The 16,131-nt window shown below is 31.8% G+C and carries 13 protein-coding genes; 4 read left to right on the top strand and 9 right to left on the bottom strand.

Annotation, left to right across the window (positions count from 1 at the left end):
- Window positions 1-10: 10 nt before the first annotated feature.
- From LI_RS04495 to miaB, 3 genes are all read right to left on the bottom strand, one after another.
- On the bottom strand, window positions 11-1,102 hold the full coding sequence (locus LI_RS04495) for a M24 family metallopeptidase (protein ID WP_011526906.1): 1,092 nt from the start codon (window positions 1,100-1,102) through the stop codon (window positions 11-13).
- A 34-nt stretch (window positions 1,103-1,136) separates the two neighbouring features.
- The gene (locus LI_RS04490) at window positions 1,137-1,820 is read right to left on the bottom strand and encodes a histidinol phosphate phosphatase domain-containing protein (protein ID WP_011526905.1); all 684 of its coding nucleotides are present in this window, start codon (window positions 1,818-1,820) and stop codon (window positions 1,137-1,139) included.
- 154 nt (window positions 1,821-1,974) lie between these two features.
- On the bottom strand, window positions 1,975-3,348 hold the full coding sequence (miaB, locus tag LI_RS04485) for a tRNA (N6-isopentenyl adenosine(37)-C2)-methylthiotransferase MiaB (RefSeq protein WP_011526904.1): 1,374 nt from the start codon (window positions 3,346-3,348) through the stop codon (window positions 1,975-1,977).
- Window positions 3,349-3,635: 287 nt separating this feature from the next.
- On the opposite strand from miaB, the gene LI_RS04480 reads away from it, so the two are divergent.
- Window positions 3,636-4,409 (top strand): fumarylacetoacetate hydrolase family protein, encoded by a 774-nt coding sequence (locus LI_RS04480; RefSeq protein WP_011526903.1) that lies wholly within the window; start codon window positions 3,636-3,638, stop codon window positions 4,407-4,409.
- Window positions 4,410-4,513: 104 nt separating this feature from the next.
- Here LI_RS04480 and LI_RS04475 read toward each other — a convergent pair whose 3' ends face one another.
- On the bottom strand, window positions 4,514-5,785 hold the full coding sequence (locus LI_RS04475) for a dihydroorotase (RefSeq protein ID WP_011526902.1): 1,272 nt from the start codon (window positions 5,783-5,785) through the stop codon (window positions 4,514-4,516).
- A gap of 11 nt (window positions 5,786-5,796) precedes the next feature.
- The gene (locus LI_RS04470) at window positions 5,797-6,744 is read right to left on the bottom strand and encodes an aspartate carbamoyltransferase catalytic subunit (protein ID WP_011526901.1); all 948 of its coding nucleotides are present in this window, start codon (window positions 6,742-6,744) and stop codon (window positions 5,797-5,799) included.
- Window positions 6,745-7,080: 336 nt separating this feature from the next.
- Between LI_RS04470 and hemW the strand changes: the two genes are divergently transcribed.
- On the top strand, window positions 7,081-8,274 hold the full coding sequence (hemW, locus tag LI_RS04465; RefSeq protein ID WP_011526900.1) for a radical SAM family heme chaperone HemW: 1,194 nt from the start codon (window positions 7,081-7,083) through the stop codon (window positions 8,272-8,274).
- A gap of 7 nt (window positions 8,275-8,281) precedes the next feature.
- Here hemW and LI_RS04460 read toward each other — a convergent pair whose 3' ends face one another.
- The 4 genes from LI_RS04460 to coaE form a co-directional block, all read right to left on the bottom strand.
- Window positions 8,282-9,319 carry a bifunctional heptose 7-phosphate kinase/heptose 1-phosphate adenyltransferase gene (locus tag LI_RS04460; RefSeq protein ID WP_011526899.1) on the bottom strand — a complete coding sequence of 346 codons (1,038 nt, stop codon included), beginning with the start codon at window positions 9,317-9,319 and terminating at the stop codon, window positions 8,282-8,284.
- 115 nt (window positions 9,320-9,434) lie between these two features.
- The gene (locus LI_RS04455; RefSeq protein ID WP_011526898.1) at window positions 9,435-10,394 is read right to left on the bottom strand and encodes a ParB/RepB/Spo0J family partition protein; all 960 of its coding nucleotides are present in this window, start codon (window positions 10,392-10,394) and stop codon (window positions 9,435-9,437) included.
- A gap of 79 nt (window positions 10,395-10,473) precedes the next feature.
- Window positions 10,474-11,259: a ParA family protein gene (locus LI_RS04450; protein ID WP_011526897.1), complete on the bottom strand. Its 786-nt coding sequence runs from the start codon at window positions 11,257-11,259 to the stop codon at window positions 10,474-10,476.
- Window positions 11,260-11,468: 209 nt separating this feature from the next.
- Window positions 11,469-13,094: a dephospho-CoA kinase gene (gene coaE, locus LI_RS04445; protein WP_011526896.1), complete on the bottom strand. Its 1,626-nt coding sequence runs from the start codon at window positions 13,092-13,094 to the stop codon at window positions 11,469-11,471.
- A 1,388-nt stretch (window positions 13,095-14,482) separates the two neighbouring features.
- Between coaE and LI_RS04440 the strand changes: the two genes are divergently transcribed.
- Together LI_RS04440 and LI_RS04435 are read left to right on the top strand one after the other, a co-directional pair.
- The gene (locus LI_RS04440; RefSeq protein WP_011526895.1) at window positions 14,483-15,118 is read left to right on the top strand and encodes a hypothetical protein; all 636 of its coding nucleotides are present in this window, start codon (window positions 14,483-14,485) and stop codon (window positions 15,116-15,118) included.
- A complete protein-coding gene (locus LI_RS04435) occupies window positions 15,111-16,121 on the top strand; it encodes an inorganic phosphate transporter (RefSeq protein WP_011526894.1) in 1,011 nt (336 codons plus the stop codon). The genes LI_RS04440 and LI_RS04435 overlap by 8 nt, the downstream gene beginning before the upstream one ends.
- Window positions 16,122-16,131: the final 10 nt, after the last annotated feature.

Below are 16,131 nucleotides of genomic sequence, written 5' to 3'. Positions count from 1 at the left end.
AAAACAAACTTTAAAATACTTTTGCACCATCTTCTGTAACAAGCACCATATGCTCCCAACGGACTCCTCCCCACTCAGGATAATATAAGCCTGGCTCAACAGTAATAACCATCCCAGGTTTAAGGATTGTTTCACTACGTGGCCCTAATGAGGGTGCTTCATGCACTTCAAGACCAACTCCATGTCCAAGATTATGCTTAAAAGCTTTTTCTACCCCATATTCTATAAAAAATGTATAAACTGTGTTATACACATCTTTTGCTAACACTCCAGGCTGAATAGCTTTAATAGCTCTATGCTGTGCCTCCTGTACTAATGCTAATGTTTGCTGAAAACGTTTAGAGGGATTATCTCCAACCCAAAATGTCCGTGTTTGATCCGAACAATAATCATATAGCCTAGCACCAACATCCACAAGTACTAACTCTTCACTCTCAATTTGTGTATCTGAACTTGGAATAGCATGAGGTAATGCTGCATTACCTCCAGATGCAACAATACTTGGGAAAGCTAATTCATTTGCACCATGTTTTCTAAAAAATAATTCTATTTCCCAAGAAACAGAAGCTTCACTCTCTCCAGGACGCAATATTGATGGAACCCAGGTTAAAAGTTGATGGTTTAATAAACACGATTGTTCCATTAATCGAACTTCTTGTTCGTCTTTTATTACTCTTAAATCTTCAACTATACCATCAGCACTTACAGGTGTAATATCTTGTAATTGTTCAACAAAAGCTTCAAAAAAATTTACTGAAAGTACTTTTGACTCAAAACCAATACAGCTACCTTTTGGTAATATTTTATTTATAAGTAATCCAAGTTGTTCTGGAATGTTGTGTCCATAACTATATATGAAATCCTCATCCCATAGACGTTTTGCTGCCTCAGTGTACCTTGAGTCTGTACATAACCAGTCTTTACCATTAGCTAATATAATTAAACAGCCTGCACTTTCATTACATTGAGGATTATGTAATTCAAAACCTGATAAATAGTATCTATTAGCAGCATGATATACTAAAAGTCCATCCAGTTTTCTTTCAGACATAACCTTATGTAACTGTTCACGTCTTTTTTCAAAGGGAAGTAGTATATCCAACGTTTAAACTCCTTTTACAAAAAATAGTTATGTCCTATTTAGTGCTTAATAATAACCTTTGAACAGTTTTTCTTGACTCACAATGAATATAATCAAAACTTTTTTTATCAAGTCCAGCACCAAAGGCAATTCCTTGGAAAAAGTTTCTTGTAATCTCTGGAGAAGAAAAACAACTTTTTTTTGTAATTCCACAAGAAATTGTTAGATTAAAATTAAATAAAGAAAACATAGATACTATATGTCCATTAAACAAATTACAGGGATAGCCTCCTGTTAACTCTATAGATATTCCTTTCTCTGTAGCAAATGCTGCATCTTCACTTGAAATCAATCCAGGACATGTCAATATATCAATTCCAGAGTTAATTATTGCAAAGTTAGTTCCTATTGCAGTCGATAATGAATAACCCAAAAAACTACCCTCTCCTTGTGCTAATATAAGCTGTGCTCCTAGTTCTCGAGCGCTACATACAACGTCTTTAAGTAATTCTGGAGGGACATGAGCAAAAACTACTCCAGGAAATACATTTAACTCTGTATATAATAAACTCTGTTGTATTGTGTTAATTAATAATGGTAGCTCATACTTATAACTAATAGCATCAGATTTAATAACAAGACCTACTGAATTAAATCCAGAAAAAGAAGCAAAAGCTAATGCTTCTGATGGTAATAACCCTTTTCCTAGACAAGAAACTTCAATATGAAAATCAATCATAAGTTTTATCTATAATTAGTGGAAATACATTAGCTATACTACTTATACTGAATAGTTACATAAAAATATATTAGTACCCTATTCCTACTTTATAACCTAACTGCAAAAAACATATCATAATAATATATGGTCTTATTAAAGACTAATTTCCATATTAAATAATTAAAGGTTCTGCTACCAATGAATGTTTTTTTGATGCTATGATACGAACAGGAAGAAGAGTATTACTTATATTAGTAGATTGAGGTAAAATAACATTTACAACATTTCCCCATGGATCTCGACCTTGCCAACTATTATTATCCTCTGCTTTTTTACGACTAACTTTTTCTAAAAGTACTGTAGTTTCTACCCCTACTCTACTTTTTAGCCAACTTGTTGAATGTTCTAGCTGGGTTGCTTGAAGTTGCTCTAGTCGCTTAATTTTTACCTCATGGTCAACTTTATTAGAAAAAGTAGAAGAACGTGTCCCAGGTCTATCAGAATAACAAAAAGAAAAACTAGACATAAATTTAATAGTATTTATTGACTGTAATGTTTGTAAAAAATCTTCCTCTGTCTCCCCGGGGAAACCTACAATAAAATCAGTAGATAACGCTATATCAGGACGTACTTTTTTTAACTTTGTAATAATAGATATGTATTCGTCCATAGAATATTTTCGTCCCATACGTCTAAGTATTTTATCTGAACCTGATTGCAAAGGGAGATGTAACCTTGGACATAAAGTTGAAAATTCTCCAAAAAGATCAATAAGTTCAGAAGAAAACTCTTTAGGATGAGCACTAAAAAAACGTAATCTCTCAAGCCCAGGTAAACTTGCTATAGTATGGACTAGCATTGCAAAGTTTACTCCATTTGCAGGAGAATTCTTATCCTTATCAAGTCCATAAGCATTTACATTTTGTCCAAGAAGCACAATTTCTTTAACACCACTATCAATTAACTGTTGACATTCTTCTACAATAGCTTGTACTGAACGTGACTTTTGCTTGCCACGAGTATAGGGTACAATACAATATGTACAATAATTATCACAGCCTTGCATAATATTTACATAAGCCATTAATGCTAGCGTGTTGTTATTTGAAAGAGTTAACTTTGAAAATGCATATTCTCTTTCAGGATAGTATTCTGAAAAATCTGTAAGATTTAATTTTAGATCTGGCTCAGCATAAAGACGTTCAATAGCATCAGGAGCCATAGCAATGCCATCACTCCCACTAACAAGTCGTACTTGTGGAAATTTTTCAAAAAATGTTGCCCCCAACTGTTGGGCTACACAACCTGCTATAACTACAAATGAGTCAGGATTATTTTTTGTGGCATGTCGAATTTTACCAAGTATACTATAGACCTTTTGTTCTGGTTTTTCCCTAACAGAGCATGTATTAATAATTATAATAGAAGCATCCTCTAATGAAACTTCTTGAAATCCTTTTTTCTGAAGACTACAACTAAGCCAAAAAGAATCATTTGTATTCATTTGACAACCAAATGTAATTATATGAAAATTACGCTGTAACATTCTAACCTCATTGTTACTTTTAATACTTACTTCCCAGATATTATCATTAACAACATAGTTATTTTTCTTTAATAAGAAGTAAATATAAAAATATTACTATACTATAATATAACGACTGATAATCAATCAAAAAAGCTATAAAATAAAAATAATTACTACTTCAACCTACTAACAAGCGCTATACTTAGAGTTGACAAAAAAGGTTTTTATACCACACTTATAAAAAAATAATTTGACATATCAACAAGTAAGTATATGAGCTGTTGCTCCAATCTAGGAGATGTTTTATGCGAATTATCCGTGTTCAATATAATGAGTTCTCATTCTATGCAGCTCTTGGCGCTGAAAATACTATTCAATGTTTACATAGTCCCCTTGGACTTAATGAACCAATTCCACTATCAAAAATAAAAGTGTTACCTCTTGTTTCTCCCACAAAAATTATTTGTATTGATATTAATTATCATGAAAAAGCTCAAGAGCTACAACAACCAATTCCAACTAATCCTACGTTTTTTTTCAAGCCACCTAGTAGTATTGTTGGTAATGGACAACCTATTTTGTTACCAACAAATATAGGCCGCGTTGTTTCTGAGGCAGAACTTTGTATAGTTATAGGACAAACTTGCTATAAAGTTACTCCTGAAGCAGCATCTAATTATATTTTTGGATATACATGTGCTAATGATATAACAGCAAAAGACATTCAACAGCAAGAATATACTACAAGTCATGCCAAAGCATATAATACATTTTGCCCTGTAGGGCCATGGATTGAAACAGATGTCCCCAATATAGAAAATCTTCAAATTAGAAATAGCATTAATAGTGAACTAGGGCAGGTAAGCACTACTGCTGATATGATATTCCCACCATTGGAACTTATTAGTTTTCTTTCCAACATTATGACACTAAACCCTGGAGACCTTATCTTAACAGGAACACCTAAAGGTTCATTACTTATTAGTGATGGGGATATAGTTCAAACAAGCATCGAAAACGTAGGAATATTGATTAACCCTATAGAAGAATATTTACCCATGGAGACAATTGTTCAGTAATAAAATAACAATAGATTTATTCACTTCTAATTAGTTATATGTATAAATAAAACTATTATTGACTATATCTACCTATCACTAATTAGTTATAAAATTTTTTCTAACTAAACAACTTTTACCCCATTAATCCAATGCATAACGACTCTACCCTTTAGTGTTTCACCTAACCATGGTGTATTCCAACTTTTAGAATAAAGATTTTCTTTAGAAACAGTCCATTCTAACTCTGGATCAAATAAAAAAAAGTTAGCAGGATCTCCTGGCTTAAAGTTATTTATAGGTAGATTAAATACACCAGCAGGATTGTTAGACCACAATCTTATCAAATCAGACTCAGAAAGGACGCCTTCTCTAACAAGAGAGTACATAACAGGGATAGCTACATCAAAGCCTGTAAAACCATTTGGAGCTTTATCAAAAGGAACTTCTTTTTCATAAGCAGCATGAGGAGCATGATCTGTAGCTAACATATCAATTATTCCAGTTTTAATAGCCTCTCTCAAAGCCATAATATCTTCTTGTGTTCTCAGCGGTGGATTGACCTTAGCATTTGTATTATACCCTATTACAGCCCTCTCATCTAATAACAAATAATGTGGACATGTTTCAGCTGTAACTTTAACCCCTCGAGATTTCCCCCAACTTATGGCTTCAACAGTCCGCTTTGCTGAAACATGTGCTATATGCACAGGAACATTGAGGTATTCTGCTAACAAAATACTTCTAATAGCCTGTAATGTTTCAGCAATATCTGGCTGTCCACTTAGCCCGAGCTTACCACTAATGAAACCTTCATTCATATGTGTATCACAAGCTAAATAAGGATCCTCACAATGATCAATCACAATAAGTCCTAAATCTGAAGCATACTCTAATATCCTTCGAAACAGCTCAGTATTCTTTATAGGAAGACCATCATTTGAAATAGCTATACAACCTGCTTCTGCTAATTCATGCATAGGAGAAAGCTGTTCACCTTTAAGCCCTATAGTTGCAGCACCTATAGGATAAACATAAGGTCCATTAGGAAATGCATATTTCCCACTTTCAAGGATTTTACATGTTACTGTAGCTGAATCATTAACAGGATTTGTATTAGCCATACATAATACACTTCCAAATCCACCATGAGCAGCTGCAGCTAGTCCTGTAGCTATAGTTTCTTTCCATTCATACCCTGGCTCCCTAAGATGAGTATGAACATCAATAAAGCTAGGGAAAAGATGTTTCTGTTTTGCATCTACAGGATGTAAATCTATTGGACTAGAAGTACTATTTTGTTCTCCCTCCTTTAATGTAATAATCTTTCCATCTCTAACTTCTAATGATACAAGCTTTCCATCATAATAAGCATTATATAGAAACAAGGAGGACATAAGTTAACTCTTTATAAGTCATTACAAGTTAAAAAAAGAAATAATATAGCCATGCGTATAGCAATACCAGCAGAAACCTGATCAAAAATTAATGACTGAGGGGTTTCAATAAGAGAAGATGCAAGATCAACACCTCGTAAAAATGGACCAGGATGTAACACTTTTGCTTCAGTTTTTGCAGACATTAAGTGTTTTGGAGTTAAACAAAAACGTTTTGCATACTCTTCTATGCTAGGGAAAAAACTCTTTTTATGTCTTTCTAATTGGACTCTTAGACATATTACAGCATCTACACCACAAATAGCTTGATGCAAATCTGTATATATTTCTACAGGCCAATGTTCTACTCCTGAGGGAAGTAATGTTCTAGGAGAACATAGCCTAACCTTTACCCCCATTAAATTAAGTAATGTAACGTTTGAACGACAAACTCTACTATGTGCTGTATCTCCAACTATAAGAACTTCTTTACCATGAAAATGATTTCCCCAAACTTTCCATAGTGAAAATACATCAAGAAGTGCTTGGGTAGGATGTGCATGCCAACCATCCCCAGCATTTATTACACTACACTCTAAAAGATCTGCAAGAAACAATGCAGCACCACTACTTGAATGACGCAATACAATAACATCTGGGGACATTGCTTGTAAGGTTAAAGCTGTATCTTTTAAACTTTCACCCTTTTGAATACTTGAAGAAGAAGCATTAACCCCTATAGTATCTGCAGAGAGTCTTTTCCCTGCGATTTCAAAAGAAACTTTTGTTCTGGTACTTGGCTCAGCAAAAAATAGTATAATATTTTTACCACGCAATGTTGGTAATTTTTTTATTACTCTACTATTTGTTTCATCTAAGCTACTTGCTGTATTTAATATATTAAAGATATCTGTCTGAGAAAGCTGATCAATATCCAGTAAGTCTTTATGTAGCCAATTAAATACATTTTTTTCTTGCATAGGATGCCTAGTATAAACGATATAAAATCGATAAAGGCTAAAAAAAAAAATACCCCTAAAGGGAAGGGGATAAAACTATATTAAGGTATATGTAATACATTTCTTTTTTTATTTATAGAATATAATACAATAAAAAACTATTTATCAAAAAAATATAAATTATTATTGACGATATATGGAAAGTACAAGATAATATATAATATAATACATTAATAATAAATAATACTTATATTATTGAATGTAAAGATTTTTATCACTAAAAATTCATAACTTTTTTATCTTATAAAAATTAACTAATCCACTTTATACCTATAATTTATTCTTTTAATTAATTATATGCTGCTTTATATACATATCCCTTTCTGTAAAACTCGTTGTTATTATTGTTCATTTTTTTCTAAACCTCTAGACACATCAAGTATAGATGGGCAACAAAAACTTCAAACATATTTTGTTACGTTAAAAAATGAACTTTCATACTGGGGGAATAAACTTCAAAAACCAACGATAGAGACTATTTTTTTTGGTGGAGGGACACCAAGTCTACTCTCACCCCAATATATTTACAAAATATTAGAACATATCTCTCAATACTACAGACTAACATCAAAAATAGAAATCACTCTTGAAGCTAACCCTGAGTCCCTAACCACTTTATCTTTAATTAAAGAATATTTAATGGCTGGAATTAATCGAGTTTCTTTAGGTTTTCAAGCTATTAACAATAAACAACTTCATCATTTAGGAAGGACACATAATATAATTGATGCTATACAATCATATAATATGCTTAGAGATGCATTATGTACAAATATTAATATTGACCTCATATGGGGACTACCTAATCAAACTGTACAAAAATGGTTAACCACAATAAAATATGTTGCTGAACTTAAACCAAATCATATTTCTAGCTATAATTTAACTCTAGAACCAGGGACTATTTTTAATAAACAATATGTTAATAAAAAACTTACTCTCCCATCAGAAGAAGAACAAATAACAATGTTTTTTCAAACAAAAACATACTTAGAAGAAAAAGGACTACTACAATATGAAATATCAAACTTTGCTCAGCCTGGCTATCAATGTAAACATAACAATGGATATTGGGAAGGGAAAGATTATCTTGGTGTTGGACCATCTGCAACTTCAACACTAAACCACTATCGTTGGACAAATCCAGCAGACCTTTCTCTTTGGAGTTTATTAGTAGAAAAGAAAAAGGAACCCCCCAAAGAATATATTGATAATAAAACTCAAGTACTAGAACTTTTTATGTTACGCCTAAGAACAACAAAAGGACTTAATATTAATGAATATAATACTATAGCAAAAAATAACTTTATAGATAGCTATAAAAATCTAATTTTCAAATTAGAAAAAGAACAACTTATAAAAATAGATAGTAATTATCTAAAACTTACACCATTAGGACAATTAGTTTCTAATAGTATAATAAAAGAATTTTTTGTTATGTATCAATTAATACTAAATACAAAAAAATCTAAAGTTGCTAACAGTATATGAATAATAGTTAATTCCAAAAAGCTAATTTTGGTTGAGGTAAAGATGTAATAGCTTCTTCTAACTCATCAGGAGATACTGTTGCAGTTCCTACTTGACTAACAACAACGCCAGCAGCATAGTTAGCTAATATCGCAGAGATAAGTGGATCAAGTCCTGCACTTAATGCAAGGCCAAATGTAGCAATTACTGTATCTCCTGCACCAGTAACATCAAAGACATCACGGCCTACTGTAGGAATATGCCATATCTTTTTAGGAGAAAGAAACAATGCCATACCACTATCACCAAGAGTTGTTAACAAATGCTTTGTAGAAAGAAGTTTCATTATAGTATGACCTGCAGCTAACAATTCTGGCTGACTAGAAGTAGCCATACCACCTGCACATTCTCCAGTTTCTTTTGTATTAGGTGTAAGAGCAAATATATTTTTACATAATGCATAATACATTATGTTACATGGTCTAGGATCTATTAATACTTTTGCATTAGGATTCTTAGCTAACAGTATATCCTGAAAACCAAGCATAAACTCTTTTGATACAAGACCCTTATTGTAATCTGATAAAATAATAATCTCATGTTGAGATACATATTTTTCAAAATTACTTAATACCATAGCTAATTCTTTAGAATTATATGATGTACTTTCCTCATGATCAAGTCGTATCATCTGTTGTCTGTGAGCCATCACACGTGTTTTTACTGTTGTTTGACGATTTGCAAATGTTATAATTGAAGATAAAATTCCCCTTGTACTTAAAAGATCTTGAATTTTTTCTCCACTTTGGTCTTGTCCTACAGCCCCAATAATCGTTACCTTTCCACCCAGAGCAGCAATACTCCTTGCTACATTCCCTGCACCCCCAAGAGATTGCTTTTCATTCTCTATTTTTACAATAGGGACAGGTGCCTCAGGAGAAATACGATCTGAAACACCAATAAGATAATTATCTAACATTATATCACCAACGACAAGAACAGGCTTATCATTTAATAATCGTACAAAATCAGATTTGACCATCACTGCAGAATGGCTATCAACCATACTTTATACCTTTTATCAGCTTGTTAATATTAGTTATAACAAGAAAGAACATTGGTTGTCTTGTTACAAATAAAAAGATTATAAATTAATTGATGTCTAACTATCTAACTAGTAATTATGTGTCAATTGTATCAGAAGCATTTATTCCAAGCTTTAAAAGAATAGTTGTAAACTGCTCTTGTGAATCATAAGGGATTGTAATTCTACCCATACACTCTGAACCTGAGATAGTTACTTTAGGATGTAAGTTAAAACGTAACGTATTAACAACATTTTTAAGACGTTCTGATCTTTCTTTTTGCTTAACTTTTACTGTATCCTTTGTGATACCACTGATAGAAGGTGGCAGTACTCCATTTTTTTTCCAGTATGTGACAGATGTTTCAACATCACGTACAGATAGTTGATTACAACAAATAGCTTTATAAAGCACTTGCTGTAACTCCATATCAGATAATGCTAATAGTGCTCTAGCATGCCCAGAAGAAATGGTATGATTACAAAGTCCCTCTTGAACTTCAGGTGTAAGATGAAGTAACCTTAAGGTATTTGCAATAGCAGATCTGCTTCTCCCAAGCCTATGTGCAAGCTCATCTTGACTAAGAGATAATTTTTTTCTTAATGACTCTATAGCCAATGCTTCTTCAATAGGGTTAAGATCCTCTCTTTGAAGGTTCTCAATTAAGGCTATAGTTAATACATCTTCATCATTAAGCTCCTTAATATAAACAGGAACATCAACAAGCCCAGCTAACTTGGCAGCACGCCAACGCCTTTCTCCTGCAACAATTTCATAACGAATAGATGATTGCTCTCTATACGGTCTTACTAAAATAGGTTGGACAACACCTTGGTTTTTGATTGATAATACAAGTTCTTCCAAGGCATTTTTATCAAAACTTTTCCTAGGTTGACTTGAACTAGGACGCAAAATAGCTATAGGAAGTTTTGTAATTGAAGGTAGCACTAATCCATCTTTACTATGCTTTTTTATATGATCTTGCTCAACTTCAGGTGAAGTATTACCAAAAAGGATATCTAACCCTCGACCAAGTCCACGTTCTTGAGTTGCCATAATCGTTCCTAATAACTGGTTAAAATATACTAAAAGAACTTCAAAATACAATAAAACTTCTTACTACAAAAGAAAAAATTTATATTGATAGTACGTCAGTTTTTACTTTTCTCATTACTATTTCACGGGCAAGTTCAAGGTATGCTTCTGCCCCTTTAGACTTTATATCGTAATGTAAAATAGATTTCCCATGACTAGGGGCTTCAGATAACCTAATGTTTCTAGGAATTACAGTTTCACAAATATGGTTTGGGAAACAACGTATAACTTCTTGTTGAACCTGACGTGTTACTTTATTACGTCCATCATACATAGTTAAAACAATTCCTAATAATGATAGTTTAGGATTCAATCTTTTTTTCACCTGATCATGTGTCTGAAGTAGTTTTACAATTCCTTCAAGTGCAAAAAATTCACACTGTAGAGGAACAAGGATTTCTTTTGCCGCACAAAGAGCATTTAACGTAATAAGTCCTAGAGAAGGTGGACAATCAAGAATTATATATTCAAACTTTTTCTCCAGCGGAGCTAATAATTCTGAAAGATAATATTCTCGACCTATTTTATCCACCAATTCCAGCTCTGCTGCAACAAGCTCCGTCCCTGAGGGAAGAAGAAAAAGAAATGAAGAAACAGTAGACATAATAGCACACTCAACAGGTTTTGTTTGGAAAAGGACAGAATATAAACTATGTGACAACATATTAACAGAAAAACCCAAACCACTTGTTGTATTTGCCTGAGGATCACAGTCTACAAGTAAAACACGTTTTTCCATAATAGCAAGTGATGCTGCTAAATTAATAGCTGTTGTTGTTTTCCCCACACCACCCTTTTGATTTGCAATAGCAATAACCCTAGCCATAATAACCTTCTTTCATTTCTCAAAGGACAATAGTTGTCTATATAAAATTTATACATAAACAACAGAGTAAACCATGTCAAACAACTAAAAAAAAAAAAAAAAAAAAAAAAAAAAAAAAATATGTTAGTAAAAATAAAAATGTTTCACATGAAACAGAGAGAGAGAGAGAGAGAGAGAGAGAGAGAGTGTGTGTGTGTGTGTATGTGTAATTATGTAATAATTTTCTGTAAAAACTGAAGAAAGTCATCTTGAAAAGATGTAACCTTTGCTTCTATTAGCATCATAATATCCTGTATGTTATTTTTTAACTGAACTTCAGAACCTGAATTATCAACAATATAGTCACATAGTTTAAGCTTCATATCTTGATGAAATTGCCAATTATCAATAGTAGTTTTATGTGCAGTTGACCAGCAACGAGCCTCCTTTAAACGTTTTTCTCTAATATTCTCAGGACAAGAAACACCTATAACAAAATTGGGTCTAATATTGGATGAAACTCTATTTTCTTTTACTAATTGACTAATGATATGATCGACTTCAAACCATAGTGGAACCTCTGCTATAGCATATTTATATTTTTTATAAAACGCTTCCCCCCAAAATTTTGACAACTGTTCTAACATAATGGGATGTACTATATAGTTTAAATCTCTTATATCTAAAAGCGGTTCTGTTTCTCCATTTAGGGCAGATAACAACCTTAATTTATCCACAGAACGATTTTTATCTGGGACAAATCTATCTCCATATCTTTCTTGAAGAATACTCCAAACCTCTCCTCCTGGAGAATAAAGTTTTTCTACAGCTTTATCAGCACTCCATATAATAATATCACTATGTTGTTCAAAATATTTTAATACTGTTGTTTTTCCAGACCCGGCGACTCCAGTAATAACAATCCGTATAGGTTCTTGTTCTAAAAGTGATACTGTATCTAAAAAATCTTTTGGGGGAGGACATAAAAAATTCATTTTTTTGCCTGTAATGGGGTGCTCAAAACTCAATTTCCAAGCATGCAACATCTGTCTGTTACATTGAAAAGTCTTATTAACATGTCCTCCAGCATAAAGTTTATCTCCAACTAAAGGATGACCAATATGCTTCATATGTACACGAATTTGGTGTGTTCTTCCCGTTTGAATTGTCAATGCTAATATTGAATAAACATCATTTTTACCTCTATGCAAAACACGCCATTCTGTATGAGCTGGTTTCCCTTTTGGGTTAACAGCAACCTTTACTTTTGTTTTTGGATCTCTTCCAAGTGGTACTGCTATATATCCCTCCATAGAAGGAACACCATGGACTAACGCTAAGTATTCTTTATTAATCTTTCTATCTAAAAAAATTTTTGAGAGCTTTAAACGTGTGTCTTCCGTTAAAGCAATACAAAGAAGTCCACTTGTGTCTTTATCAATTCTATGTACAATCCCTGGACGTAGGCCACCTTGCTCTATAAGCTTTGGGAAATACTTTAACAATCTATGAACCAACGTTGACTCTTGACAGCTTGGTGCAGGATGCACTGTTAATCCGGGAGGTTTATTTATTATAGCAAGATGTTCATCAGAAAAAAGAATCTCTAAAAATCCTTCCTCCGGGAGCAATGCTGAAACAACTTCAGGTAGCTGAATAAAAATATGCATTCCTACTTTTAATCGTGTACTTGGAGAAAAGCATACCTTATCATCAATCTTACAACCTCCTGATACAATAACTTTTTTTAATCTTTCACGAGAAACTCCATGTGTACATAAATTATTATATAAAAATTGATCTAAACGAACTAAGGTTACCTCTGAAACTATAAAAAAGAAATTGTTTGCTCCCACTATTACTTACTCATTTAACTCAAAAAGTAATAATATAACGACTATCGTTCAAAATTAGCTACTAATAAATCAATAAAAATTTTAATAAAAAAAGATGAACTTACACTAATATGCCAATTAATAAATCTTCTATTTACTAAAACAACCTGTCAAAAATTTATGTCAAAATTTCTATTTTTAACTCATGGAAATAGCTAACTATATAACGACTATTCAAGTAAGTTTTTAAACAAGGTTATGTAAAACTTCTTATCTAAAAATTCTTCCTTCTAAACTCCATAAAAATTATTCATTATTATCAATAATTATACTACTTATCTGCTAAAAGATATTCTGTTGCTGCTGTTAACGTTCACTATATAAATAATATCTTATATCATAAATAATAATAATAATAATAATTCTATTTCATATAGAAAAAACAAACAAGGATCACTTATTGCAGATGGATATCCCATAATGGACAGAGCAAATATGTTAACATATCTACACAATATTCAAACCTAAATAAATGACTTGGAACAATTATTTAGTAACTTAAAACAATGAGTTCATAAAAAGAACAAATAATGATTTAGCACAGTAATAATAAAACCTAACACAACTATGTTGCAAAGGGGATAAAAAATGTGGGAAGTCATCATTGTTTTTGCTATTATTATAGTTGCTGCCATAATACTACGTTTATCAAAAAAGTCTAATCACCCTATTATTCGTCATCACTAACATCTATCTATAAGAAATTAGTAATACTAATTACTCTAAAAACTTTCTATAGTTATTAATAAAACTATTCATATAACTATAAATAGATATATTAATGTTTTAATCAAAAAAATATAGGCTCTATACTCGACAAAAAAATAACATACTGATATACAAATTCTTTATAATAGAAGTTTAATTAAGTTTACTAAAATTTCCTTATTAAATTTATAGTGAAGGAGTGCGTAAAGCAATTACAGTTTATTTTTATCATACTGCTTTTAACTACCTAGGGGAATTTTATACTTGTTACTATTGATAGAATATAATGATAGGGTATAATAAATAGTAAGTTAATGGATCAAAATTATTATAGTTAATTTATAATACTACTAGCATTTTATAAATATAAATTGCTTCTTCTGAATTATAGGTAATAAGTCATGTACCTATACTATCTTTTAATTATTTATAAAAAAGCAAAGTAGAATCAAGAACCAAATGTAATTACTCTTTATTTATTAATTCTTAATACAATAAAAAAATAACAATTAAAATAGTATCTATTTCAAAAAATAACTAATGAATCTTCTATTTAGACCATTTAAAGAATATAACAGAATAGCATTTACAATATATCTCTACTCTCTTATTAGTGCTTTTTTAAATCAAAGGAGCTTTTAATGTTGGCACGATTTATGCCCCAATCAGTTCCATTTTTTGAATTACTTGCTAAACAAGGCACTATTCTACAAAAGCAAATTCACCAACTTATAATAATTAATGAACAAGCAAAAAACAATCACCCCATAGAAATACAAACACTTCAAAATACAAAAGAAGAAATAAGTCAACTCTATAATACTATTACAGAACACCTCTCTCGAACATTTATCACACCAATAGATAAAGAAGATATTCATGCTATTAACTTAGGACAACTATATTTATCTTGTACCTGTTATGAATTAGGAACACTATTTTTTTATTGCAGAATACCTAATTCTATTCCATCTTCTCTAGAATTACTAATTGCTAACGAGCAAAATATGATAGATGATATTCTAAGTATGATAAAAGAACTTCCTAAAAAAACAGATATTAGTTCCAATCTTCGAGAAATTAGAGAAAAAAAAGAAAATGGAGCAATCCTTCTAGTAATGGGGTTAAAAAAAATACAAGATTTTAACTTTACTGACATTAGTACTACTAAAGAACTTTTTATTTTATCAAAATATTATGATAAATTAGCTCTAGCTATGGAACAAACATTGAATCTCGCTGATATATTAGAAAAAACGATGATTAAATATGTTTGAAATTCCCCTCCTTCTTATCCTTATTATAATAATAGCATTAATTTTTGATTTTACCAATGGTGCACATGATTGTGCTAATGCCATTGCAACTGTTATATCTACAAAAGCTCTTACACCACAGACAGCTGTATTAATGGCAGCTGTTTTAAACCTTCTTGGAGCATTTTTAGGCACAGAGGTTGCCTCAACATTAGGAAAAGGAATTGTTAACACAGAAGTTGTATCTGGAAATCAAATACTAGTTCTTGCAGCACTATCTGGTGCAATAACTTGGAATTTTATTACATGGTACTATGGTATTCCATCATCTTCTTCTCATGCACTTATTGGTGGACTTATTGGATCTTCTATCATATCTGCTGGCTTTACTAGTCTTAATATCTTATCCATCTTACAAAAGATTATTTTACCCTTATTCCTTGCACCTCTCTTAGGTTTTTTTACTGGATTTAGCTTTATGACTCTTCTTAGTTTCCTATTTGCCAAAACTCATAGGAAAAAACTCACTAAAAAATTTACACATCTACAAATTCTTTCTGCTGCCTTTATGGCTACAAGCCATGCTTTAAATGATGCTCAAAAAACTATGGGTGTTATTACTCTTGCCCTCTTTATTTTTAATAAAATTGAATCTATTACAGTACCATTCTGGGTAAAAGTAGTCTGTGCTATAGCAATGGCTGCTGGTACAGCTGTTGGTGGATGGAAAATAATAAAAACTATGGGTAATAGCATCTTTAAATTAGAACCAGTACATGGGTTTGCTGCAGAAACATCTGCATCAGCGGTGATTACAATTGCATCAATATTAGGTGCTCCTATAAGTACTACCCATACTATTACAGCTTGTATCTTTGGTGTTGGTTCTACTAAAAGACTTTCTGCGGTTCGGTGGTTTGTAGCAATAACTCTTGTGAAAGCATGGATGATTACAATCCCTGCATCAGCGATTATAGGTATTGCTTTTTTTTACTTTTTCTCTTTTATAGGTTTATCTAACTAAAAATAAGGCT

Origin of the sequence: Lawsonia intracellularis PHE/MN1-00, from assembly GCF_000055945.1 — a bacterium.
Classification (GTDB): domain Bacteria; phylum Desulfobacterota; class Desulfovibrionia; order Desulfovibrionales; family Desulfovibrionaceae; genus Bilophila; species Bilophila intracellularis.
Note: the sequence above shows the minus strand (reverse complement) of the source record. Positions and strands in the feature narration are given on the sequence as shown.